Origin of the sequence: Azospirillum sp. (assembly GCF_035628975.1) — a bacterium.
GTDB lineage: Bacteria > Pseudomonadota > Alphaproteobacteria > Azospirillales > Azospirillaceae > Azospirillum.
This window is the reverse complement of sequence record NZ_DASPIS010000081.1, coordinates 1-24,069: the sequence shown is the minus strand read 5'-3', so window position 1 is coordinate 24,069 and position 24,069 is coordinate 1. Positions and strand designations below refer to the sequence as shown.

Below are 24,069 nucleotides of genomic sequence, written 5' to 3'. Positions count from 1 at the left end.
ATGTCGGACCGTATCTGAGGCTGCGACAAAAGATTCTTGCCGGTCTGGCGAAGGTTCGAGGGGACATGCCTTTCGAAATTGAATCGGTTTCGGTAACATCCCGATTGCCAACAGTCCGGGACAGCGTGTCCGGGACGGCAGTGCCGGGGCATCGACGCGCCGCATGACGGATGAACGCTACCTTCGGGCGGTTCGCGACGCGCTGGTGCGGCACCAGCAATGGCTGCTGCGCGACCCGGCCGGACGGGGGCGCCGCGCCAACCTCAGCTTTTACGATCTGGCCGGGCTGGGCCTCAACCGCGTCAATCTGTCGGGCGCCAAGCTGACGGGTGCCAGCCTGGCGCGGGCGCGGATGGTCGGCACCGTGCTGTCGAAGGCCGATCTCTACGGCGCCGACCTGTCGAAGGCCGACCTGACCGGCGCGCAGCTGCAGGGCGCCGATCTGCGCGGGGCCAGGGTCGACGGTGCGAAGCTGCAGAACGCCAACCTGCAGGGCGCCGACCTGCGCCGCGGCATGGTGCTGGACGCCGGCGAGTTCCGGGCCGCCGGCAACAGCGACGGAACCACGACCTTCGTCGGCTGCAGCCTGACCAAGGCGATCCTGACCGATTGCCGGATGGCGCAGTGCGATTTCAGCGGCAGCGACCTGTCCGGTGCCGATTTCAGCGGCAGCGACCTCAGCGGCGCCATCCTGATCGGGGCGGACCTGACAGGCGCGACCATGCGCAAGGCGACGCTGGACGGCGTGCTGATGTGCGGCGCCCGCCTGAACGAGGAACTGCGGGTGGCGTTGGAGCGGCACGGCGTCGATGTGGACGGAACCGGGCTGACCACCACCGCGGCGCGGATGACCGACCTGATCGCCGAGCATCAGATCTGGGTGGAGAAGCTGGGCAAGGGCGGGGAGCGCATCCAGCTTCAGCGCGTCGACCTGCGCGGTTACAATTTCGCCAACCAACTGCTGTGCGGGGCGGTGATGCGCTTTTGCGGGCTGCGCGGGGCGGATTTCTCCGGCGCAAAGCTGATGATGGCCGATCTATCCTACAGCGACCTGCGCGATGCGGATTTCACCAGCGCCGACCTGTCCGGCTGCAACCTCGAGGGCGCCAATCTGGCCGGCGCCAAGCTGTGGCGGGCCAAGTTCCGCAAGGTCGACCTCAGCGGCGACGGCAGCCGCCTGTGGCCGACCAGCTTCGCCAAGGCGCGGCTGACCGGGGCCGACCTGCGCGACGCCAGCCTTGCCGGGGTGGTTCTGCGCGGCACCGACCTGACCGCTATCAAGACAAGTTTCGCCACGCTGAAGGGGGCCGATCTGTCCGCCGCCCTCGGTTGGCAGCCTTGCGAGGCGCCGGCCTGAGCCTGCCCCGACTTCGGATCGACCGCCGGTTCAACTGCCGTCCGCCACGGGAATTCGGCCGGCGATGATGGCCCGGCGGGCCGCCTCGGCCGCGTCCAGCATGGCGGGGGTCAGAAGCTCCCGGTTGTTTTCGTCCAGCGCGTAATCGACCGCTCCCTCCGCCAGCCCCAGCGCCACCGTGCCGGCGCTCCATCGCCCCTGGAGCGCCGCCTGGAAGGTCGAGTCCACCGCCAGATCCACCCGCTTCAGCATGGAGGTGAGGATGGAGCCGGGATACAGGTAGTTCTGGTTGCTGTCGACGCCGATGGCCAGCCGGCGCGCGTCGCTTGCCGCGGCGAAGATGCCGAAGTTCGACACGCCGGCCCCGGCGAAGACCACGTCGGCTCCCCGCTGGAACTGACTGCGCGCCACCTCCGCGCCGGCGGTGGGGTCGTTGAAGGCGGCGGGCGTCGTGCCGACGAAGTTCACCACCACCCGGATGTCGCCCCGGGCGTGGCGCGCACCCTGTTCGAAGCCGGCGATGAATTTGCGGATCAAGGGGATGTCCAGCGCGCCGATGAAGCCGATGGTTCCGGTCTTGGACACCAGCGCCGCCAGCACGCCGGCCAGGAAGGCGCCCTCCTGCTCCTTGAAGGTGACGCAGCGGATGTTCGGCGCCTCCGCCACCGCATCGACCAGGGTGAAGCGCACCGCCGGGTGTGCCGGGGCCAGCCGGGCCAGCGGCGTCGCATAGTAGAAGCCGATGGCGACCAGATCGGTCACGCCCCGCCGCAGCAGGGATGCAACCCCCTGATTGAACTGGGCCGGATTGGACGGCAGGTATTCGACGACCGGGATGCCGGTGGCGGACCTGAACCGCTCCGCCCCGGCGAAGGCGCCTTCGTTGAAGCTCTTGTCGAATTTCTGTCCCGCCGCATAGACCAGCCCCGGCCGTACGGCCTCCGCCTGCGCGTGCCGTGGCAGCAGGGCCAGGGTGGCCCCGGCGGCGGCGCAGGACAGGACCGACCGGCGGTTGAGGTGCGGCATGGCACGGCCTTCAGCTGGGTGGAAAACCCGGTACTCGGCCTCAATTCTAGCCACGGCTCCTTTAACGGAACCAGAATTTTGTTGCGCCGCAAGCCGCGGCCGAATGGCCGACTCCCGGGATCGGGCGGCAAACCGGCCAAAGTCCGGATTGTCGCGGTTTCGGCCCGTCGCGCATCGGTCAAGGCAGCCATGACAAGACGGGACTTTGCGCATGGCGGGTGACGGATCAGCTTAGAGACTGCGGACTCCGTCCGGCCGGTTCCCCCCCTTTTTCTATTCGGATTTGCTGATGCTCGCGCGCCTTGCCGCCGTCCGTTCCCGTTTGCCTGCCGAAAGCCCCTTCTTCATCGCGGCGCTCGGCGTGCTGATGTCGTTCGGTCCGATGGGTACCGACATGTATCTGCCCGGCATGCCGGAGATCGGGCGTGACCTGCACGCACCGCAGGATCAGGTGCAATGGACGCTGTCGGCCTTCTTCCTGGGCTTCGGCGTGGGGCAGCTGCTGTGGGGGGCGTTGAGCGACCGGTTCGGCCGGCGGATCCCGGTTGCGACCGGCATCCTGCTCTATGCCGTGGGCTGCGTCGGTTGCTCGCTGACCACCGATGTCGGCCATCTGGCCGCCTGGCGCTTCGTGCAGGCGGTGGGGGCGTGCGCCGGCCCGGTTCTGGTCCGTGCGATGATCCGCGACGTGTTCGAACGCGACCGCGCCGCCAGCGTGCTGTCGATGATGATGCTGGTGATGGGCGCCGCCCCGATCATCGCCCCGCTGATCGGCGGGCAGATCCTGATCTGGGCGAACTGGCGCTGGATTTTCTGGGCCCAGGCGGCTTTCGGCGTCATCGCCATGCTGGCGCTCGCCACCCTGCCGGAAACCCACCCCGAAACGCGGCGCACCAGCCTGCGCCCGATGGTGCTGGCGGAATCCTACCGCACATTGCTGACCAACCGCCGCTATCTCGGCTATGCGGTGGGATCGTCCTTCATCTATGCGGGGATGTTCGCCTTCATCTCCGGCTCGCCCTTCGTCTACATCGAGCTGTTCGGCGTGCAGCCGGAGAATTACGGCTTCCTGTTCGGGCTGAACATCGTCGGCATGATCATCGTCAACACGCTGAACAGCCGCGCCGTGATGCGCTTCGGGTCCGACGTCATACTGCGGACCGGCGTCTGGCTGTCGGCGGCGAGCGGGATCCTGCTGGTCGTCGTCGTGGCGAGCGGCTGGGGCGGATTGTGGGGGCTGGTCGGCTGCCTGTTCCTGTTCATGTCGCTGACCGGCTTCTGTTTCGCCAACTCCATGGCCGGGGCGCTGCAGTCCTTCCCGCAAATGGCCGGCACGGCGTCGGCGCTCGCGGGCATGCTGCAGTTCAGCATCGGCGCGGCGTCGGGCTGGGCGGTCGGGCTGATGGCCAACGGCACAGCCTTGCCGATGGCGGCGGTGATCGGCGGCGCGGCCCTGGTCAGCCTGGTGTTGAACCTGTGGCTGATCAGACCCGTCCGTCGCCGGCAGCATGGCGAGCAGTAAAACAGAAAGTTCTTGTTGAATACTGGGATGTGTCATTTCGGAATGTTGTGAATTGAGTTTCCCAGCCGGGCGGGCTAGCTTTGCCCGGCAAAGGGAGACAGCAATGCCGACGACCAGCCGTTTCAACACCACCCTTCCCATCGCCCGCCGCCGGCTGCTGGCCGGTGCAGCCGCATTGGGCGCCGCCGGTGCCGCTGCGTCGCTGCCGCGGCCGGCCTTTGCCGCGACGCCCCTGCGTGTCGGCTATATCCCGATCATTCCCATGACCCAGCTCTATGTGCTGACGGGGGAGGGATGGGCGAAGGATGTCGGTCTGGCCCTGCAGACCACCAGCTTCCAGTCGGGTCCGGCGATGATCCAGGCGCTGGCGTCGGGGACGCTGGACGTTGCCTATGTCGGCATCGGCCCGGCGATGATCGCGCGGTCGAAGGGGGTGAAGCTGAAGGTCGTCGCCGCCAACGTCATCGATCAGGTGGCGCTGATCGGTCGCGGGCCGCTGGCCAAGGCGATGGCCGGTGCCGCCAGCCCGGCGGAGGGGATCAAGGCCTTCCGCGCGGCCAACGGCCGGCTGCCCAAGATCGGCTCGCTGCCGGCCGGTTCGGTGCCCGACACGGTGCTGCGCTATTGGATGGCGGAAGTCGCCGGGATCGGTGCGGACGATGTCGAGATCGTCGGCATGGGCGAGCAGCCCCTGCAGCAGGCGCTGCTGACCGGCGCCATCGACGGCGCCTCGATCCTGGAGCCGATCCTGACCCTTGTTCAGTCGCGCCTGCAGGATGCCGCCATCATCGCCAAGGCCGGCACCATGTTCCCCAAGCAGCCGGGTGCCGTCCTGGTGGTGACGGAGGACGCCATCGCCGGCAATCGCGCCGCCGTCGCCGATCTGGTCAAGCTGCACATCCGCGCCACCGCCTTCGCCAAATCCAATCCCGACCGCACGGCGGAGCTGGTGACGGAGATCATCGGCAAGGGCCTGGTCGAGCGCGACGTGATGCGGGCGGCGCTGACCTCCGACGCGACGACTTTCGTCGACGACCCCAGGGTGATCCTGGAGTCCACCAAGCGGATGCAGGCGTTTCAGCAGACGTTGGGCCAGATCACCGAACCGGTCGACGTGGACGCGCTGTTCGACCTGTCCTTCCACGATGCCGCCCTGGGGAAATGACGGCGATGACCCCGCCCCCGAACGGCACCCTGCGTCTGGTCATCCACGCCCCCACCCCGGCGGCGCTGGAGCGGGCGCGGAACAACGCCCGCAACCTGCTGAAGGCGCGGCCGGACGCCGAAGTCCGAATCGTGGTGAATGCCGGCGCGGTCGCGGCGGCACTGGACGTCCCGGATGCGGAGACCGACCGGCTTCTGCGCGTCTGCGGCAACACGCTGGCGAAGACCGGCCGGTCGGCGGAAGGGCTGACGGTGGTGCCCGCCGGCGTTCTCGACATCGCCGAGGCGCAGGCGGAGGGTTGGGGCTACATGCGGGCCTGAGCCGCATTCGCCTCGATCAGCCCACGCCCCAGCCGCCGGTGTCGGGGAAGGGAGCGGCCGGCGGCGGGACGGCGGCGACGGGATCGGCGACGATGTCGCGCGGCAGGATCGGGGCGTCGGGCGGGGTGGGGCGCAGGCGGGTCGGCTTGACCCACCAGCCCGGTTCCGCCGCGGCGATGGCCTTGGCCGCACCCTCCGCCTGCTGCGCCGTGGCATAGAGGCCGAAGCAGGTGGCGCCGCTGCCCGACAGGCGGGGCAGCAGGCAACCGGCGCTGCGCTCCAACGCCGCCAGCACGTCGGCGATCACCGAGGCGACCGTCAGGGCCGGGGCGGTGAGGTCGTTGGTCCGCTCCAGCAGCAGCGCCGCCAGATCACGGGCGTCCGCCGGTTTGCGGGTGAAGCGGGCAGGCGCGGAGAATCCGGCGCCGTTCGCCGCCCTTGCGACGGCCATCGCCTTGAACACCGCAGGCGTCGGCACCGGCACGTTCGGGTTGACCAGAACCAAATGGGTTTCCGGCAGGTCCGGTGCCTCGTCCAGCACGTCGCCGATGCCGCCGAAATAGCAGCTGCGCCCGGCGACGCAGACCGGCACGTCGGCGCCCAGCCCGGCGGCCACCGCGAACAGCGCCGGATCGCCGGCCGGCATGCCCCACAGGCGAGCCAGCGCCCGCAGGCAGGCGGCGGCGTCGGCCGACCCGCCGCCGATGCCGGACGCGACCGGCAGTGCCTTGGTCAGCGCGATCATCACGTCGGCCTGACGCCCCAGCCGGGCGGCCAGCGCATGGGCGGCGCGCATCACCAGATTGCTGGCCGGGTTCTCGCCCATCAGGACCGGGCCGAAGGGGCCGGCGATGGCCAGCCGCGGCCCGGCAGGCGGCAGGTCGGCGCCGCGCAGCGCCACCCTTGCGGCGCCCGGCGTCAGGGTGATGGTGTCGCCAAGTTCGGCGAAGGCGATGAGGCTGTCCAACTCGTGATAGCCGTCGGCGCGCCGGCCGGTGACGTGCAGGTACAGGTTCAGCTTGGCCGGGGCGGCCTCGGTGATGGGAATGCCGGTCATAAGCTCCAATCCGCTGGCGGGCGCGCGACGACGCGCCCTGTGTCGCACCCTTGGCCCCGCAGCGGCAAGGGGTTGCTTCACAGCTGCGCCAGCAGATCCCTCAGCAGGGTCTCGCCCATCGGCCAGGGGCCGTGGCCGCTGTCGTCGTTGATGTGGCCGACCTCGCCGGCGTCGATGAAGTCGGCGCCCCACAGAGCGGCAAACCCGCAGGCGCGGGCGGCGGCGCAGTAGGGATCGTTGCGGCTGCCGACCGTCACCGCGGTGAAGGGCAGCGGATCCGTCGGTACCGGCGCGAAGCGGCGGACCACCGCCGGCACGCGACCCGTCGACTCGACGTCGGGCGGGGCGACGAGCAGGGCCGCCGCCACCTTGTTTGCTGCGTCGGATGTCGCCGCCCAGCGCGCGACCAGGATGCAGGCCAGACTGTGCGCCACCAGAACCACCGGTCCCGGTGCGGCGAGGGCTGCGGCGCGGACCGCCGCATCGAGCCGCTCCACCCATCGCTCCGGCTCCGGCGCGTCCCAGTCGCCGAGGTCGACGCGGTTCAGCGCCGGCAGCCTGCCTTCCAGCCATGTCTGCCAATGCCCAGGTCCGGAATTGCCCAGGCCGGGAAGAACCAGAACGGTCGGCTGCGTCATTCTTTCAACTCTTCGTTTGTAAATGTTGCGTGTAGTGTCGGAAGATAACCAAAAACATGGCAAATGCTCTCCGTCCGGTGGGCGGGGCAGGGCCGGGAAGCACCAACCGAAGATAGGGGAGAAGCGCCTTGGACATCAGCGCTACCATCGCACAGGATCTCTGCGACGCCATCGGCCGTGAACTGGACGCCGTCGTGTCCTTCATCGGCAAGGGCGGCACCGTCGCCGCCTCCACCCTGCGGGAGCGGATCGGCACCGGCCACCCGGCCGCGGCCGATATCGTCGCGCGGCGGCTGGACGAGCGTGCCGTCAGCCGGGAGGAGGCGGCCAAGTCGGGCGGAACGATGCGCGAGGGATACGCCATCGCCATCGACCTGGACGGCGAGCGGGTGGGGGCGCTGGCCGTCGCCGGGCCGGCCGATCAGGCCCGCCGCTTCGCCCGCCTCGCCCGCCAGTGGGCGGTGGCGACCCTGCGGGCCGAGACGGCGGAGAGCCGCCGCGTCGCCCTGATGCGCGACCTGTCCGACCGGGTGGAGCGCGAGGTCGGCGGGCTGGCCGCCGATCTGGCGGATGCCGGGCGCCGGCTGGAGACGGCGGTCGCCTCCGTCCGCACCGCCGGGACCGAGGGGCTGCGCCAGACCGCCGATGCCGCCGGTGCCGCGCGCGCCGTCGACGGGTCGGTCGGCGCCATCGCCGGCATGCTCGACCGGCTGGCCTCCACTTCCGACCAGATCTCCGGCGACACCAGCAAGGCGCGGGAGATCAGCCTGGAGGCGGCGTCCGACAGCGACCGCGCCACCACCGTCATGAACTCCCTGCGTTCCGCGGCGGAGCAGATCGCCAGCGTGGTGAAGCTGATCAACGCCATCGCCAGCCAGACCAACCTTCTGGCGCTCAACGCCACCATCGAGGCGGCCCGCGCGGGCGAGGCCGGGCGCGGTTTCGCCGTCGTCGCCAACGAGGTGAAGGCCCTGTCGCGCCAGACCGCCGACGCCACCAAGCAGATCGCCGATCAGGTCGCCAACCTGCAGAAGGAGACGGCTGCCGTGGACGAGGCGCTGGGCCGCATCCATTCCACCATCGGTTCGATCCAGGCGATCAACGGCACCGTCGCCGCCGCCATCGACGAACAGGCGTCGCTCACCGCCGAGGTGGCGCGCTCGCTCGACCGCTCCCGCCAGGATGCCATGGCGGCGGAACAGCGCATCGGCGACGCCGAACAGACGCTGGGCGGGGTGACGCGCACGCTGGACGAGCTGGCGACGCTGAGCCAGACCATCGCGGCGCGGGCGGGAAGCCTGGGCAGCGGGCTGGGCAGCCGGTTGTCCGACGCGCTGCGTCAGGTCCGCGGGTAGGGCTGCCGGTCCACCGGGTCGCCGCCGGGGCCGGTGATGATGCGGGCGCTGCCGCTTCGCGCGGCGGGGGCCGCGCCGCCCGGCAGGGGCACGATCAGCCGGCGCTTGACCGGCTGCTGCGCCGCCCGGCGCGACACGCCGGCGAAGATCTGCTTCGACGCCTCGATCATCGTCACCCCGGCGAAGGCCTTGAACCAGCGGACGCCGACCTCTTCCCAGGCCGGCGCCGTCTTTTGCAGGAAATGCGAGCGCAGCGGCGGGATGAACAGGGCGTGGCGGGTGCGTTCCGGCACGAACATGGTGTCGCGCAGCACCTGCTTCAGCTGCGAGGCCGAATAGGGGAAGCCGTGGCCGAAGGGCGTCCAGTCGGCGCGTGCCCACAGGCCGCGGCGGTTCGGCACCACGGCCAGCACCCGGCCGCCGCCGGCCAGCACGCGCCAGATCTCGCGCATCATCGGCCGCAGTTGTTCCGTGCCCTCCAGCCCATGGACCAGCAGGACGCGGTCGATGGTGTTGTCGCCGAAGGGCAGGTCGGCCTCGTCGCCCAGCGCCACCATGCCCGGCCCCTCCGCCGGCCAGAAGCTGACGCCCTGGCTGGCCGGCATCACGGCGACCACCCTGTCCGCCTCGCCCATGAAGGGACGCAGGTACGGGGTGGTGTAGCCGACGCCCAGCACGATCTGGTCGTGCACGTCCGGCCAGATGGTGCGGATGCGCCGGCGGATCATCCGCTGGGCGGTCCTGCCCAATCCGGACTCGTAGAACTCCCTCAGATCGACGATATCTGTGTACATGGTATTCCAAGCGTAACACGGGTTTCGTATCGCAACAGCAGGGAGTCCGCTGCCGTGGAGGTCATTCTCGTTCCGGCTTTCGCCGACAATTACATCTATGTGCTGCGCGACGCGGCATCCGGCAAGGTCGGCGTTGTCGATCCCGGCGACGCGGCCCCGGTGCAGGCCGAGCTGGAGCGCCGCGGCTGGACCCTGAGCCACATCTTCCTGACCCACCACCACAACGACCATATCGGCGGCGTGGCGGAGTTGAAGGCCCGCCACCGCGCCACCGTGATCGGCGCCCGTGCCGACGCCCACCGCATTCCCGACCTGGACGTGGCGCTCGGCGACGGCGACCGCACGGTGTTCGGGGAGCAGACCGCCCGCATCATCGCCGTTCCCGGCCACACCAGCGGCCACATCGCCTTCTGGTTCGAGGCGGCGGAGACTCTGTTCAGCGGCGATACCCTGTTCTCGCTCGGCTGCGGACGCCTGTTCGAAGGCACGCCGGCCCAGATGTGGGAGTCGCTGCAAGGCCTGCGGGCGCTGACCGATTCGACCCGCGTCTATTGCGGCCACGAATACACCCAGTCCAACGGCCGCTTCGCCCTGACCGTCGACCCCGCCAACCCGGCCCTGCAACAGCGCATGGAGGAGGTCGCGGCATTGCGCGAGCGGAACCAGCCGACCATCCCGACCACCATCGGCCTGGAACGCCGGACCAACCCCTTCCTGCGCGCCGACGACCCCGGCGTCCAATCCGCCATCGGCCTGTCCGGCGCCCCGGCGGTGGAAGTCTTCACCGAACTCCGCCACCGCAAGGACCATTTCCGCGGATAGGAGCCGTCGTTCGGCCGCAGCTCCCGGTCAGAACTGCTTCAGCAGGCGGTCGATGTAATTGCGTTCCTCCTGCGGGCGGCCGTACTGGCCGGAGCGGCGGCGGAGTTCGTCCAGGATTTCGCGGGCGCGCTGCAGTTCCGACTGTTCCGGAATCTTCACGTCGTTGGAGTCCTGCATGCCGTAACCGGACGGGCGGCGGCCCAGAGGGTCGCGGCCACGGCCGTTCTGGCGCGGCATCTGGCCCTGCTGGCCCATCATGGCCGGTCCCTGGCCCATCATCATCTGCTGGGCCATCTGTTCGGCCATGCCCTGCATCCCCTGCTGAAGCTGTTCCATCGCCTCGGTCTGCGACGGCACGGCGGCGCCGGGGGCGCCCTGCTGCAGGGCCTGGGCGGCGTCCCGCATGGCGCGTTCGGCGCGGCCCAGCGGCTGTGGGATCTCGCCGCCCTGCTGCTCACCCATCCGGCGCATCAGCTCGCCCAGCTGGCGGCGCAGGGCCTCCTGCTGTTCGGCCTGCTTCTGCAGGGTCGGGCTGCCAGGATTCTGTTGGTTGTTCTGTTGGCCGTTCTGCTGCTGGCCGTTCTGGTTGCGGCGCTGGTTGGACTGCCGGTTGCGCGGCTGCTCGCCCTGCTGCCCCTGCTGCTGCTGGTCCATCGATTCCTGCGACTGGCGGAAGCTCTGGTCCAGAAGCTGTTGCTGCTGCTGCGCCAGCTTCTGCAGCTGCTGCATCATCTCCCAGTTCTGGTTCTGCTGCTGGCCGTTCTGCTGGTTCATCTGGGCCATGGCGCCGGAGCGCATGTTCTCCAGCATCTGCTGCAGCTGGGACAGCATCTGGCGTGCGGCGTCGCGCGATCCCGTCTGCGCCATCTCGCGCATCTGGTCGAGCATCTGCTGCAGGTCGTTGCGGTCCGTCATCTGGTCGGCCATCTCCGGCGGAACCATGGGCAGCTGCTCGCCGCGCTGCAGGGCTTCCATCATCCGCTGTTCCATGGCGTCCAGGAACTTGTCGAGCGCCGCCTGCAACTCGTCCATCAGGCGGTTCAGCTCCTCGTCCGACGCATTCTTGTCCAGCGCCTCGGACAGCCGCTTCTCGGCGTCGCGCAGGTCCTTCTCGGCCAGCGACAGGCCGCCGTCCTCGATGCGCAGCGCGGTTTCCCACATCAGCTGCTGCAGCGGGGGGATGGCCTCGGCGCTTTCATCCAGCATCAGCCGGGCGATGGCGGTGCGCATCGACAGGAAGGCGACGATGTCGTCGCCATAGGTGCCGGGCCGGGCGGAGATCTCGGCCAGCGCGCGGGCGACCTGCACCCGCGAACCCTGCGGGTTGCGGGTCAGGATCTTGCGCTGGTTCACGATGGCGCGGGCGACCGGGTGGTTGAAGGTCCGTTCCGGCAGGGTGATCGCCGCGTCCTCCGACCGGCCGGTCTGGCCGGCGCCGTCGGCGGCGGTCAGGCGCACGGTCACCGGCATGCCGGCCCAGGGGTGGGCGGTCAGGTCCTGGAAGGCGGTGCTGTGCGCCTCCTTCGGGCGGACTCCGGGCAGCGACAGCGGAAGCTCCAGCATCTCGGCGCTGTCGGCCTTCTCCTCCGCCGCTTTCCTGTCGGCGTCGGTCGCCGGCGGAGCGGCGGGGGCGAGGCGGATTTGCGCCTTCACCTCGGTCAGGCCGTAATCGTCGCGTGCGGCATAATCCAGTTTCAGGGCGCCGCGCTCCGCAGCCGATGGCGGGCTGGCATGGGCGACGATGGGCGCGCGGTCCGGCACCACCTCGATCGGCCAGGAGCCGAGCGTTCGGCCACCCTGGGTGACGGAGATGCGGGTGCCGCCGGTCACCGGCCTTTGCACCTGGAAATTGGTGGAATCCACCGCCTCGAACGGGCCGGTCCGGTCGCCGGCCTCCAGGCTGGGGGTGCCGCTGCCGCCGGTGACGCGGGCCAGCACGAGGCTGCCCTGCGGAACCTGGACCGGCTGGTCGGCCGGTTGCTGGCCGGGCGCCTGTTTGTTGGCTCCTTGCTGGCCGGGGGGCGTGGTGCCGGGTGTGCCGGCGGGTGTGGCGGTGGAGCCGGATTTCAGGAAGACCGGCGGCAGGCCGGTATAGTCGGGCGGGTTGATCCAGAGATCGAGCGTCGCCGTGGCCATGGCGGTGCCGCCGTCCAGCCGCGGGGTCAGGGCGGCGGCCACCCGCGGGCGCCAATCGCCCCAGGCGGCGGCTCCGGCCACCACCAGCGCCAGGATCACAAGGGCGCGCAGGGCGTAGCGGTCGTGCGACGGCACCTCGGTCCCAGGCCAGGCGACGCGCAGTTTGCGCATCGCGGCGCGGGCGCGCTCCTGGTGCAGGCGCCACAGGGCCTGGGCCATCGGGTCGTTGCCGGCCGGGCGGTCACGCAGGGTGTGCAGCGGACGGTGGTCCAGGCCGCTGTCGCGCTCCAGCCGCCGTCGCGCCTCATCCTCGGCCGGGGCGCGGAAGCGCCGGACGCCCAAGACGAGCGACAGCAGGAAGGCCGCGGCGAGCGCCAGCAGCGCCAGCGCATGCAGCCAGCCCGGCAGCAGGATCAGCAGATTCAGCAGGGCCAGCGCCAGAAAGGCGCCCAGCACGGACAGCGGCGCCCACAGCGCCGGCCCCAGCCGTTCCCATAACAGCGCCGCGCGAGCCTGGACCAGCCGGAAGCGCGGCTCTCTCAGGCCGTCGCCCCCCGGATTGCCATCGGCAGGCCGGTTCGGCCCAGCTCCGGAGTCGCCGCGTCGCTCGTTCTGCTTCATGCCGCCCCCTCCGCGCCGAAATGCAGCCGGTCCGCCGCCGCCCACCGATACTGCTGCGCACGCCAATCATATAGGCGCCGACGATGGATTTTGCCCATCGGCGCGATGGTACAGCCCATCATTGCGTAGTGGCGAAACTATGGCGGCGAAACCATGGCGCGAAAATTCAGAGCCGGAACAGGCGGTTGAGCCTTCAATCCCCGTCGCCGGGCGGCAGCGGCTGGGACGGGGTGGCGCGGCGCCGGGTCTCGCGATGCAGGATGTACAGGCCGCTCGCCATCACCACCGCGGCCCCGATCACCATGGTGCCGGTCGGCACCTCCCCCCACATCAGCCAGCCGAAGCCGACCGCCAGCAGGAGCGAGGTGTAGTTCAGCGGCGCCACCACTGCGGCCGGCGCCAGCGAATAGGCCCGCGTCAGCATCAGCTGACCGCAGCCGCCCAGCAGGCCGGTCGCCACCAGCAGAAGCCAGTCCAACGGCTCCGGCGTGACCCAGGAAAAGGGCAGGGTCAGCCCAAGGAGGACGGTGGTCAGCAGGGTGAAATAGAAGACGATGGTGTCCGGCGGCTCCGTCCGGCTCAACTGGCGGATGGCGATCATCGCCAGCGCGTTGGTCAGCGCGCCGGCCAGTGCGATGATGGCCCCCAGGTTCAGCACGTCGCCGCTGGGCCGCACGATGATCAGCACGCCGGCGAAGCCCACCAGCACCGCGCTCCAGCGGTGGATGCCGACCTTCTCGCTGAGCAGCGGCACGGAGAGCGCGGTGAGGAACAGCGGGGCGGCGAAGTTCAGCGCGATGGCGTCGCCCAGCGGCAGCAGGTGGAACGACCAGAACATGGCGACCATGGTGGTCAGCCCGATCAGCGACCGTCCCATATGGCCCCAGGGATGGCGCGTGTACAGCGTGGACGCGAAGCCCTTGCCCAGATGGATCGACAGGCAGACCGGGATCAGCGCGAACAGGCTGCGGAAGAACATCACCTCGGTCACCGGGAAGCGGTCCATCAGGAGCTTCGCCAGGACGTTCATCAGCGAGAAGAACAGCACCGACGCCAGCATCGAACCGATGCCGAGCGGGGTGTTGTCGATGCGCTTGTGCGGTTTGGAGAGGGTTTGCGGCGGGACTGTCACGGTGCCCCGAGCCTACCAAGCGAAACCGCCCGCGTCACGGTGTCGCGACGCGGGCGGTCATGTCCACGGGGTATGGCGGCGTTGCGAAAACCCGCCCGACCCGCCGTCTAACCGGCTGAGGAGCTTAAACTTTGAACAGGCCGGTGATCTCGGCCTCGGCGCGCAGCCAATGCTCCTGCTCGCGCCCTTCCTGACGGCCTTCCTCTTCCCAGATCTGATAGGCGCGTTCCTGGATCATCCTGTTGCGCTGGCCGCTCAGCAGGCCCTCGGCGATGTTCATGTTCAGGCGGGCCAGCGAGACCAGCTTGCTCGTCTCGATGGCGCCCTGGGTCGCCAGCATGGTGGTGGAGACGACATACTGCGCCAGATTGCGCAGGTTGGCCTTCACCTCCGGCTCGACCGGGCAATCGTCGTTCAGCAGGACGGTCTTGATCGCGATCCACAGCTTCAGATTCTGGTCCAGCGCGATGCTGACCTTCTCCGGAGCATCCGATTCCAGAAGGCAGCTGGCCGCCTGCAGCAGGACGATGCTGTCCTGTTCCACCGACGCGAAGTTGGTCCGCAGGATGATGTCGGCCCAGCTTTCCACCGGCGCTTCGAAGACGGGCGCGGCAGCGGAAGGAGCGGTTGCGGGAGCAGCGGAGGCGGCGGTCTTGCGCTTGGTGGCCATGGTGGGTTCCCCGGGGAGCGTTCGGTCCGCGTCCACTTGAGCCGACCATGTTTAAAATGCAGTTAAGACGCTACCGCCGCGCGCGTTTTCCCACCGCCAGACGCCGCGACACGATGTCCTGTCGTGCCGGCAGGGTCAGGGACCGCCGAAAGGCAAACGGTAATAAAAGCCGAAGACGTTGTTGGTGCCCGCCGCCGGATCCCCTGCGGCGGCATCGTTGACGATACGGCTGTAGCCCAGGCTGAAGCGGGAGTTGTTGTCGAATTGGTACCCCAGTTCCAGCTGCGAGCGGAATTCCGTTGTGGGCGCGCCCTCCCGCCGCACGGTGGGCAAGGTGCCGGCGCCGACGCTGGGGGTGAAGACGAAGGAGCCGAGCGGCACGTCGATCAGGACGCCGCCCATGATGCCGGCCAGTCCGCCGGAAACACCGGCGCTTCCCGTGCCGGGCAGCCCGCCGGTCAGCCCGGTCACGGCGCCGCGCGGGGTCAGGCTGCTTCCGGTGCCCGGCCCGATCCAGGGCTGCACGTTGGCGTAGCCTTCGATCTGCGGGATCAGCGAGGCGCCGATCCGCATCTTGCTGTTGAGGACGGTGAGGCTGCTTTCGGCCGGCGGCTGCAGGCTGTAGGCGAGGCCGCCCAGCGCCCAATTGCCGAATCGCCCGTCGGCGTCGATCGCCTGTGCCGCTGCCGGTGCCGCAAGGGTGCACGTAAGGATGCCGGCGAGCGCACCGGCGATCAGGCCGGCCCGCGCCGCGGCGGGTGTGCTGTGCGTCAGGTGGCTGAACAGGCGGTTCACGGGCACCCTCCGGTGACGCGTCGGCTCCAAGCAAGCGTTCTCGGCCACTATAACGATGGGGCGTGGCCGTCGTCCCATGGTGTATCGGCGCTACCCCTAGGATGTCGTGATTGGCATCGGCGTTTCAACCATGAAAGCAGGAGCGGGGCGGGGCGCTGCTCTGTTACCATCACGTCATGACCGCGCATCCCGTCGATCGAAGTCCGGGCCCGCCGCAGGGCCCCAGCCAGCAGGAGGGCCAGCAGGAAGAGGCGATCGCCTTCCTGAGCGATCCGCACAGCCATGGCGGTCAGGCGGTGGAGCGGATCGACACCCATGCCGCCCTGGTTTTCCTGGCTGGCGACCGCGCGCTGAAGCTGAAGCGCGCGGTGCGCTATCCCTATCTGGACTATTCGACGGTGGAGAAGCGCCACGCCGCCTGCCTGGCGGAACTGGCGATCAACCGCCGCACCGCGCCTGCGCTCTATCGCGACGTGGCGGCACTCCGCCGCGGCGCCGACGGACGGCTGTTCCTGGATGCCGGCGACGGCCCGGGAGAAGCCGTCGATTGGCTGGTGTCGATGACGCGCTTTCCGGACGACGCGCTGTTCGACCGCATGGCGGAGCGGCACCGGCTGACCCCTGACCTGATGCGCCGGCTGGCCGAACGGATCGCCGCCTTCCATGGCGAGGCCGACCCCAGGCCCGATGGCGGCGGCGCAGAGGCGATGCGGGCGGTCGCGGACGGCAATCTGGAGGATCTGCGCGCCGCTCCCGACCTGTTCCCCGAAGCCATGGTGGCACGGCTGGCGGAGCGCACCGCGGCGGCGCTCGACCGGCTGGCGCCGCTGCTGGAGGAGAGGCGGCGGACCGGCCTCGTCCGGCACGGGCATGGCGACCTGCATCTGCGCAACATCGTCCTGCTGGACGGCGAGCCGACGCTCTTCGACGCCATCGAGTTCGACGATGCGCTGGCGGTCGCCGACGTCTTCTACGACCTCGCCTTCCTCTTGATGGATCTCGACCACCGGGGGCTGCGGCCGCTCGGCACTGTGGTGCTGAACCGTTATCTGGAGGAGACGGAGGATTACGGCGGGCTGGCGGCGCTGCCGCTGTTCCTGTCGCTCCGCGCCGCGGTGCGGGCAAAGGTGCTGGCGGCGGCACTGCGGCTGGACGGAACCGCTTCCGGTCTGGCGGAGGAGGCGAGGCGCTATCTGGACCATGCGCTGGCGGCGCTCGATCCGCCACCGGCGCGGCTGGTCGCGGTCGGCGGCCTGTCCGGCACCGGCAAGACCCGCCTTGCCGAAGGGCTCGCCCCCGGCCTGGGGCCAACACCCGGCGCGGTGGTCCTGCGTACGGACGTGCTGCGCAAGCGGCTGTGCGGCGTGGCCGACACCGACCGGCTGCCGGAGGACGGCTATGCCGTGCCCGTGACGGAGCGGGTCTATGCCGAACTGTACCGGCGGGCCGCCGCCGTGTTGGCCGCCGGGCATGCGGTGGTGGTCGACGCGGTCAGCGCCCGGCCGGACGAACGCCGCCGCCTCGCCGTGCTGACCGCCGATGCCGGCGTGCGATTCGACGGGATCTGGCTGGAGGCGCCCTTGAACGCGCGGGTGGAGCGTGTGGCCAATCGTCGCAATGACGCGTCCGACGCCACCGCCGACGTGGTGGAACGGCAGGAAAGCTATGATTTGGGTACAATCGATTGGACGCGCCTGGATGCTGGCAGGGTTGCAGCGGATGTGCTGGACGACGCCCGTGCAAGCTTGGCCTAATTCCAGGACGGACAACATGTTAAGGGTCGAAAGTCGACGGCTCCGCCCCAGGCCGTGGACCGTTGCGACCATACCGCTATGATGATGGGGCGAACGACGGCACGGTGAATGCCCGCCGCATCGGCGGGCGGACCGGAGCCGTCCGGGAAGGGCCGCTCGAACCGGTCCGGGAGGAGTCCATGACCTACAAGACCATCCTTGTGCCGCTGTGCGGCAGTGACAACGATCCGGTGGCCCTCAAAGGTGCGGTCGCGGTTGCGAAGGATTTCGACGCGCATATCGTCGCCCTGTTCGTGCGCCTCGACCCGCGCGATGCCGTGCCGATGCTGGGCGAAGGCATGTCCGGCGCCATGGTGGACGAGATCATGCGCGCGGCGGAGTCGGAGTCGAACAACCATCGCGTCGCCGCCCGCCGGCATTTCGACACGGTGATCGCCGAAGCCGGGATCGAGCTGCGCGACGTCCCCGGCGGGGTGGAGGCACCGTCCGCCGCCTGGCGCGAGGTCGTCGGGCGGGTTGAGGATGTGGTGCCGATGGAAGGCCGCCTGTCCGACCTGATCGTCTGCGCCCACACCTCCATCGAGGCCGACACCCAGGGCTACACCACCATGGAAACGGCGCTGCTGGGCTCCGCCCGGCCGGTGCTGCTGGTGCCGAAGGATCTGCCGGCGGAGATCGGCCGCACCGTCGCCGTCGCCTGGAACGGCAAGGCGGAGGCGACCCGCGCCGTCGCCGCGGCACTGCCCTTCCTGCGCAGCGCCGAGCGCGCGGTTGTGCTGACCGCCGAGACCTCGGTGACGGAGGCCGCGACAGGACGCCGCATCACCGATTATCTCGCTTGGCAGGGCGTTAACCCTGAGTTAACTATATTGCATCCGGGATCGGAACCCGTTGGGGAGACGGTCACCAAGAAAGCCGTGGAGCTGGGCGCCGACCTGCTTGTTATGGGCGGCTATGGCCACAGCCGGATGCGGGAAATGATCCTGGGCGGTGTCACGCGCTACGTGCTGAACCACGCCGGGCTGCCGGTTCTGATGGCTCACTGATCTTTGCCGGCCTTCGGCCGCGCGGCATCCCCGCCGCCCATTCGGGCGGGGATGCCCTGCGGCGACGGCCGTTTCAAGGCGGGCGTTCCAGCCGAACCGATCCGCCCCTGTCCGCAGGGAGGCCCGGCCGTTCCTGGGAGGAACGCGCCATGTTGACGATCAAGGACTGCATCGCGCTGAGCGATCTCACCGAAGCCGAGATCGACGCGATCGCCGAACACGAACATCTGCCGGAAATGCTGGCGGTGGAGATGGGCCATTGCCTTGCCCACTGCCCCGGCGGGCCCGACCGCATCGCCCATATCATCGCCGACGACATCGCGGAGGCCTGTGCCCACGGGCAGGTCGCCCATGCGGTGGAGCTGATGCACACCCTGCGGGAATTCGTGGACACGCATCCGCAGGGCTGAAAGGGCCGCAGGGCTGAAAGGGCGGTGCCGGCCGCCGGGAACAGTCCGGCCGCGGCGGGGTTCTATTGGCAAGCTTTTTCGCGATTGCTCTTCAGCGGTCGCCCCCGACAATTGCCAAGGACCCCGACGATGGCCAGCAAGACCACCGGTACCCAGGCCGACATCTTCGCCCGCATCAAGACCGATCACGACACCATCCGCAGCCTTCTCGATCAGACCGAGAAGGCCAACGGCAGCGGCCGCGCCGTGTTCGAGGATCTGCAGCGCGAACTGTGGGCCCACTCCAAGGTCGAGGAGGGCGTGTTCTACGCCTCGCTGAAGAAGGCCAAGGAGGCGAAGTCGGAAACCATCGAGGGGCTGAACGAGCATCATCTGATCAACGGCCTGCTGGACGAACTGAACGCGATGAAGACCAGCGACAGCGGCTGGAAGGAAAAGCTCCAGGTGCTGGGCGAACTGGTCCGCCACCACTTGGACGAAGAGGAGGAGGAGCTGTTCGAGGAGGCCAAGGACGTCCTCGACGACACCCGCGCCGCCGAGTTGGGCAGCGTCTACGCCGACCGCAAGCAGCACATCATGGCCGGGCTGGCGCCGCTGTAAGGGGGGCTTTGAGGTCGTGCATTTCCCCCTCTCCCCCCTGGGGAGAGGGTCGGGGTGAGGGGGACGCACGGCGTGGCTATCCCAAGAATCCTCGCCGCGGCACCCCCTCACCCTAACCCTCTCCCCGGGGGGGAGAGGGGACTTGGGGGTGGGAAAGGGGGAGTTTACGCCGTCCCGTTCGGTTGCCGCCGGTCGGTAAAGGGGCCATATCTGGACCTTTCTGAAACTGGCCGGCGGTGTCGATGTCAAAGCGTATCTGCGTCAAGCGAGTGCTCCCGCAGCGGACCGGACGGTTTCGCGGCGCCGCGCTGGCGGCGGTCGTCTTCGGGATTTCCGCCGTCATGACCCTTCCGGCCTCCGCCGCTCCCGTCCCGCCGGCGAAGGAACTGGCCCAGAAGACCTGCGCCACGCTTGCGTCCCGCGTGGATGAGGTGTCGGGGCGCGGGCCGCTGTTCCTGCGCAGCTACGACAACTCCTACGCCCCCGGCCCCACCTCGGAGCCGGCGCTCTCAAACGCCGCCTTCACCTACGACAACGCGCTGGCGATCATGGCGCTGACCGCCTGCGGCCGGCAGGACCGTGCCTTGCGCATCGGCGAAGCGCTGCTGGACGCGGTGTCGCTCGACCGCGCCGGCTGGAAGGGACGGCTGCGCAACACCTACCGGGCGGGCGCGCAGAAGCAGCGGCCGATTCCGCCCAACGGCTGGTGGGATGCCGTCGGCAACCATTGGGGCGAGGACCCCTATCAGGTCGGCACCGCAACCGGCAACGTCGCCTGGGCCGGGCTGGCTCTGCTCACCCTGGCGGACTCGACCGGCGAAAAGCGCTTTCGCGACGGTGCGGCCGAGCTGGCGCGCTGGGTGGTCGAGCATACCCGCGACCCGCGCGGCCCCGGCGGCTTCAACGGCGGGCTTCAGGGCTTCGACGACGCGCCGCAGCCGCTGACCTGGAAATCGACGGAGCACAACACCGACCTCGCCGCCCTGTTCGGCCGGCTGGCCAGAGATCCGGGGGACGATTTTGCCGGTCCGGAGCGCGAGGCGCGCGCCTTCCTCGACACGCTGTGGACGGCCGGCGGCGACCATTTCCCGATCGGCACCGGGCCGGACGGTGTGACGGTCAGCACCTCCACCTCCGGCCTCGACGCCCAGCTCTGGCCGCTGATGTTGCCGAAGGCGCCGGAGCCCTGGCGCGCCGCGCTGTCCTATGCCGAGCGCGCCCATGGCGCCGACGGCGGTTTCGATTTCAACGACGATCGCGACGGCATGTGGGTGGAGGGCACGGCGCAGGCTGCACTCGCCTACCGCGTCGTCGGCCGCCGCGGCGATGCCGACCGGCTGTTCGGCGAATTGCTGAAGGAGATCAGCCCCGGCGGCTATCTCTACGCCACCCGGCCGCAGGTGCTGTCGACCGGCCTTGCCATCGGGCCGGACAGCAAGACCGACGACTTCCTCTATTACCGCCGCCCGCATCTGGGCGCCACCGCCTGGGCGGCGCTGGCGGCGCTGGGCTGGAACCCATTCACGGGGAAGACGGTGCCGTAACCGTCTATCCGTGGAAATGCTCGTAGAGCTTTCGCGCTATGGCAGCGCTGATGCCCGGGGCGGCCTCCAGATCCTTCAGGCCCGCGGAGGCAACGGCGGTGGCGCTGCCGAAATGGTGGAGCAGCGCCTTCTTGCGGGTCGGTCCGATACCGGGGATGCCGTCGATCCGGCTGTGCGACATCGCCTTCATGCGGCGGGCGCGATGGCTGTCGATGGCGGTTCGGTGGGCCTCGTCGCGCAGGCGTTGCAGGAAATGCAGCACCGGGTCGTTGGGCGCCAGCGTCAGCGGCGGCTGGCCGGGGCGGAAGAAGCGCTCGCGCCCGGCATTGCGGTCCGGCCCCTTGGCTATGGCGACCAGCGGGATGTCGGTGATCTGCAGCATCGCCAGCTCGTCCTTCACCGCGTTCAACTGCCCCAGCCCGCCGTCGATCAGGACGAGGTCGGGCCATTGCCCGGAATCGCGGCCGGCCTCGCTGCTGCGGTGGAAGCGGCGGGTGAAGGTCTCGCGCAGCATGGCGTAATCGTCGCCTGCCGCCTCGGGATCGCGGATGTAGAAGCGGCGGTAGGCGTTGCGCTGGAACCCCTCCGGTCCCGCCACCACCATGGCGCCGACCGGGAAGGCTCCCTGGATGTGGGAGGTGTCGTAGATCTCGATGCGACGCGGGGCGGCGGGCAGGCCGAAGACGCGCGCCACCCCCTCCAGCAGCGTTGCCTGGGTGGACCGCTCGGCCAGCCGGCGCCCGAGAGCGTCGCGGGCGTTGGTCTGCGCGTGTTCGACCGCGCGGCGCTTCGGCCCGCGCTTCGGGCATTCCACGGCGACGCGGTGGCCGGCCGACAGGCTCAGGGCATCCGCCAGCAACTCCGGTGACTCGACCGGGTCGCTCAGCAGCAGCAGGGCCGGCGGCGGGGTATCGGCATAGAGTTGGGCGGCGAAGGCGGCCAGGATGTCGCCGGGCTCCTCCTCCGCGTCGATGCGGGGGAAGAAGGCACGGGTGCCCTGATTGCGGCCGCCGCGGAAGAAGAAGGCCTGGACGCAAGCCGCACCGCCCTCGCGGTGCAGGGCCAGAACGTCGGCGTCGCCCAGCGTGTCCTCCAGATTGATGTCCTGGCGGCTTTGCAGCGCGGTCAGGGCGCGGATGCGGTCGCGCCAGCGGGCGGCGTCCTCATATTCCAGCCGGTCGGAACAGTCGGTCATGTGGCGGGCGAATTCCGCCTGCACCTCCGCACTGCGGCCGGACAGCACGTCGCGCACGCCCTGGACCTGGGCGGCGTATTCGTCTTCGTCGACGCGCCCGACGCAGGGGGCGGAGCAGCGCTTGATCTGGTGCTGCAAACAGGGGCGGGTGCGCGAGGCGAACACGCCGTCGTCGCAGGTCCGCAGCAGGAAGGCGCGTTGCAGGGCGGCAATGGTCATGCCGACCAGATGCGGCGAGGCATAGGGACCGAACAGGTCGGAATCCCGGCGGTTGCCCTTGCCCGATGTGCCGCGGCGTTCGGCGCTGCCGCGATGCTGCATGAGGCGGGGGAAGTCATGACCTTTCCCGATGACGATGTACGAGAAGGACCGGTCGTCCTTCACCAGGATGTTGAAGGGCGGCAGCAGGCTGCGGATCAGGTTCGCTTCCAGCAGAAGCGCCTCGGCCTCGGTATGGGTGGTGACGAACTCCATGGCGCGGGTCAGCGACACCATCCGCCGGGTGCGGTTGGGCAGCCCGTCGGTCCGGGTGTAGCTGGCCACCCGCCGCTTCAGGTTCTTCGCCTTGCCGACATAAAGGACCGACCCGTCGGCCGCCAGCATCCGATAGACGCCGGGCGTGTCCGGAAGGGTCGGCAACTGGGCGCGGATGACGTCCGCTCCGCTGCCGGGCACCCCGTCCATTAGCACTCTCGTTCCTGCAAAGATCCGATTCGCCGCTCACCCAAGCAGTAGAACGGAACGGGACCAAGAGACAAGAATCGGACGACGTGTCCGGCAGGGATCAGCCATGCGGCACCGGCGCGAATCAGCCGCCGAACACGGTGTTCAGCTGGGCGCCGACGCGGACGAAGGTGGTGCGTTTCGGCACCTCCTTCAGCCGGGTGGCGCCGATGTAGGTCATCATGCTGCGCACGCCGCCCATGATCTCCTGCATCGTGTTCTCCACCGGGCCGCGGTAGGGGACATCCACCGTCTTGCCTTCCGAGGCGCGGTAGGAGGCGACGCCGCCGGAATATTTGTGCATCGCCGTGTCCGACGACATGCCGTAGAAGGTCATGGCGACGGGCACGCGGTTGCCGTCGCGGTCCTCGTAGCGGATCTCGCCTTCGCACTCGTCATGGCCGGCCAGCATGCCGCCGAGCATGACGAAATCGGCGCCGGCGCCATAGGCCTTGGAGATGTCGCCCGGCACCGTGCAGCCGCCGTCGCCGCAGACCTGCCCCTTCAGCCCGTGCGCCGCGTCGGCGCATTCGATGATGGCCGACAGCTGGGGATAGCCGACGCCGGTCATCTTGCGGGTGGTGCAGACCGACCCCGGCCCGATGCCGACCTTGACGATGTCGGCGCCGGCCAGCAGCAGCGCCTCCGTCATGTCGCCGGTGACGACGTTGCCGGCCATGATGACGGTGTCCGGGTTCTCCTCGCGCAGGCGGGCGATCACTTCGACGAAGCGCTCGGTGTAGCCGTTGGCGACGTCCAGGCAGATCTTCCCCACCGGCGCCTTGGCCTTGACCGCCTGGAACTTGTCATGGTCGGCGTCGGCGATGCCCATCGAATAGAAGACGTTGGACAGGGTGGCGGACTCGGCCTCCTCCCGGAAGAAGGCGGCCAATTCGTCGGCCTTGTAATGCTTGTGCAGGGCGGTCATGGCGCCGAAGCGCGACAGCGCACGCGCCATGCCCATGCTGCCGGTGACGTCCATGTTGGCGGCGATCAGCGGGAAGCCGGTCCAGTCGCGTTGGGTGTGCAGGAAGGTGAAGGTCCGGTTTACGTCCACGTCGTTGCGGCTCTGCAGCGTGCTGCGTTTCGGCCGGATCAGCACATCCTTGAAGTCGAGCTTGAGGTCGCTTTCGATGATCACCGCACACCTGCTGATATCTGTTTGCCGGGCCAACCGCTTTCACATGACCCAACATCACAGAGTGGAGGCGATGTCCCGGTTCGGCAAGCAGCATCGGGGCCGCAGGCAGGGTCATCGCATTTGGCCGAGGATTGATCTGGCGAAATCGTCGGACCATCCTGAGCGTTTGCGCTTGCGTCGGATGGAGACGTCTGGGCGTGCTCGGTTTAAGACGTTGAGGGCGATCTTGCGCAGTGTGGCGAGGTT

General features: G+C 69.3%; 21 protein-coding genes and 1 pseudogene. 11 read left to right on the top strand and 11 right to left on the bottom strand.

Annotated features, from left to right (window positions below):
* Positions 1-163: 163 nt before the first annotated feature.
* Positions 164-1,357, top strand: coding sequence for a pentapeptide repeat-containing protein (locus VD964_RS17385; RefSeq protein WP_324869769.1), 1,194 nt, complete (start codon positions 164-166; stop codon positions 1,355-1,357).
* Between the two features lie 30 nt (positions 1,358-1,387).
* Here VD964_RS17385 and VD964_RS17380 read toward each other — a convergent pair whose 3' ends face one another.
* Complete coding sequence (locus VD964_RS17380; protein WP_324869768.1) at positions 1,388-2,383, bottom strand: BMP family ABC transporter substrate-binding protein; 996 nt, start codon at positions 2,381-2,383, stop codon at positions 1,388-1,390.
* Positions 2,384-2,672: 289 nt separating this feature from the next.
* On the opposite strand from VD964_RS17380, the gene VD964_RS17375 reads away from it, so the two are divergent.
* The 3 genes from VD964_RS17375 to VD964_RS17365 all read left to right on the top strand — a co-directional run bounded on the left by VD964_RS17375 (position 2,673) and on the right by VD964_RS17365 (position 5,390).
* Positions 2,673-3,905 (top strand): Bcr/CflA family multidrug efflux MFS transporter, encoded by a 1,233-nt coding sequence (locus VD964_RS17375; protein ID WP_324869767.1) that lies wholly within the window; start codon positions 2,673-2,675, stop codon positions 3,903-3,905.
* 103 nt (positions 3,906-4,008) lie between these two features.
* Positions 4,009-5,070 carry an ABC transporter substrate-binding protein gene (locus VD964_RS17370; RefSeq protein WP_324869766.1) on the top strand — a complete coding sequence of 354 codons (1,062 nt, stop codon included), beginning with the start codon at positions 4,009-4,011 and terminating at the stop codon, positions 5,068-5,070.
* A gap of 5 nt (positions 5,071-5,075) precedes the next feature.
* Entirely contained in the window at positions 5,076-5,390 is a 315-nt protein-coding gene (locus VD964_RS17365; protein WP_324869765.1) for a hypothetical protein, read from the top strand.
* Between the two features lie 16 nt (positions 5,391-5,406).
* Here VD964_RS17365 and VD964_RS17360 read toward each other — a convergent pair whose 3' ends face one another.
* Together VD964_RS17360 and VD964_RS17355 are read right to left on the bottom strand one after the other, a co-directional pair.
* Positions 5,407-6,447 carry a 4-(cytidine 5'-diphospho)-2-C-methyl-D-erythritol kinase gene (locus VD964_RS17360; RefSeq protein WP_324869764.1) on the bottom strand — a complete coding sequence of 347 codons (1,041 nt, stop codon included), beginning with the start codon at positions 6,445-6,447 and terminating at the stop codon, positions 5,407-5,409.
* 77 nt (positions 6,448-6,524) lie between these two features.
* Positions 6,525-7,085: an RBBP9/YdeN family alpha/beta hydrolase gene (locus tag VD964_RS17355; protein ID WP_324869763.1), complete on the bottom strand. Its 561-nt coding sequence runs from the start codon at positions 7,083-7,085 to the stop codon at positions 6,525-6,527.
* A 128-nt stretch (positions 7,086-7,213) separates the two neighbouring features.
* Here VD964_RS17355 and VD964_RS17350 point away from each other — a divergent pair, with 128 nt between their 5' ends.
* Entirely contained in the window at positions 7,214-8,440 is a 1,227-nt protein-coding gene (locus VD964_RS17350) for a methyl-accepting chemotaxis protein (protein ID WP_324869762.1), read from the top strand.
* Here the strand turns inward: VD964_RS17350 and VD964_RS17345 are convergent.
* Positions 8,425-9,234: a methyltransferase domain-containing protein gene (locus tag VD964_RS17345; RefSeq protein WP_324869761.1), complete on the bottom strand. Its 810-nt coding sequence runs from the start codon at positions 9,232-9,234 to the stop codon at positions 8,425-8,427. The two genes, VD964_RS17350 and VD964_RS17345, sit on opposite strands and share 16 nt — an antisense overlap.
* A 54-nt stretch (positions 9,235-9,288) precedes the next feature.
* Between VD964_RS17345 and gloB the strand changes: the two genes are divergently transcribed.
* A complete protein-coding gene (gene gloB / locus VD964_RS17340; RefSeq protein ID WP_324869760.1) occupies positions 9,289-10,056 on the top strand; it encodes a hydroxyacylglutathione hydrolase in 768 nt (255 codons plus the stop codon).
* 27 nt (positions 10,057-10,083) lie between these two features.
* Here the strand turns inward: gloB and VD964_RS17335 are convergent, their stop codons facing one another.
* The 4 genes from VD964_RS17335 to VD964_RS17320 all read right to left on the bottom strand — a co-directional run bounded on the left by VD964_RS17335 (position 10,084) and on the right by VD964_RS17320 (position 15,410).
* A complete protein-coding gene (locus VD964_RS17335) occupies positions 10,084-12,813 on the bottom strand; it encodes a TIGR02302 family protein (RefSeq protein ID WP_324869759.1) in 2,730 nt (909 codons plus the stop codon).
* Positions 12,814-13,006: 193 nt separating this feature from the next.
* Positions 13,007-13,945, bottom strand: a complete 939-nt coding sequence (locus VD964_RS17330; RefSeq protein WP_324869758.1) for a DMT family transporter — start codon at positions 13,943-13,945, stop codon at positions 13,007-13,009.
* A 124-nt stretch (positions 13,946-14,069) separates the two neighbouring features.
* Positions 14,070-14,615: a DUF2934 domain-containing protein gene (locus tag VD964_RS17325; protein ID WP_324869757.1), complete on the bottom strand. Its 546-nt coding sequence runs from the start codon at positions 14,613-14,615 to the stop codon at positions 14,070-14,072.
* Between the two features lie 135 nt (positions 14,616-14,750).
* Positions 14,751-15,410 carry a hypothetical protein gene (locus tag VD964_RS17320; protein WP_324869756.1) on the bottom strand — a complete coding sequence of 220 codons (660 nt, stop codon included), beginning with the start codon at positions 15,408-15,410 and terminating at the stop codon, positions 14,751-14,753.
* Positions 15,411-15,586: 176 nt separating this feature from the next.
* Between VD964_RS17320 and VD964_RS17315 the strand changes: the two genes are divergently transcribed.
* From VD964_RS17315 to VD964_RS17295, 5 genes are all read left to right on the top strand, one after another.
* The gene (locus VD964_RS17315) at positions 15,587-17,164 is read left to right on the top strand and encodes an AAA family ATPase (RefSeq protein ID WP_324869755.1); all 1,578 of its coding nucleotides are present in this window, start codon (positions 15,587-15,589) and stop codon (positions 17,162-17,164) included.
* A gap of 179 nt (positions 17,165-17,343) precedes the next feature.
* The gene (locus VD964_RS17310; RefSeq protein WP_324869754.1) at positions 17,344-18,210 is read left to right on the top strand and encodes a universal stress protein; all 867 of its coding nucleotides are present in this window, start codon (positions 17,344-17,346) and stop codon (positions 18,208-18,210) included.
* A gap of 149 nt (positions 18,211-18,359) precedes the next feature.
* Complete coding sequence (locus VD964_RS17305; RefSeq protein WP_324869753.1) at positions 18,360-18,620, top strand: hypothetical protein; 261 nt, start codon at positions 18,360-18,362, stop codon at positions 18,618-18,620.
* 129 nt (positions 18,621-18,749) lie between these two features.
* Positions 18,750-19,220, top strand: coding sequence for a hemerythrin domain-containing protein (locus tag VD964_RS17300; protein WP_324869752.1), 471 nt, complete (start codon positions 18,750-18,752; stop codon positions 19,218-19,220).
* 341 nt (positions 19,221-19,561) lie between these two features.
* Entirely contained in the window at positions 19,562-20,764 is a 1,203-nt protein-coding gene (locus VD964_RS17295; RefSeq protein ID WP_324869751.1) for a hypothetical protein, read from the top strand.
* Between the two features lie 4 nt (positions 20,765-20,768).
* Here VD964_RS17295 and uvrC read toward each other — a convergent pair whose 3' ends face one another.
* The 3 genes and pseudogenes from uvrC to VD964_RS17280 form a co-directional block, all read right to left on the bottom strand.
* Positions 20,769-22,643 carry an excinuclease ABC subunit UvrC gene (gene uvrC, locus VD964_RS17290; RefSeq protein ID WP_324869750.1) on the bottom strand — a complete coding sequence of 625 codons (1,875 nt, stop codon included), beginning with the start codon at positions 22,641-22,643 and terminating at the stop codon, positions 20,769-20,771.
* A gap of 124 nt (positions 22,644-22,767) precedes the next feature.
* On the bottom strand, positions 22,768-23,823 hold the full coding sequence (locus VD964_RS17285) for a GMP reductase (protein ID WP_324869749.1): 1,056 nt from the start codon (positions 23,821-23,823) through the stop codon (positions 22,768-22,770).
* A gap of 111 nt (positions 23,824-23,934) precedes the next feature.
* A pseudogene (locus tag VD964_RS17280) lies at positions 23,935-24,069 on the bottom strand (ISAs1 family transposase); the annotation flags it as partial.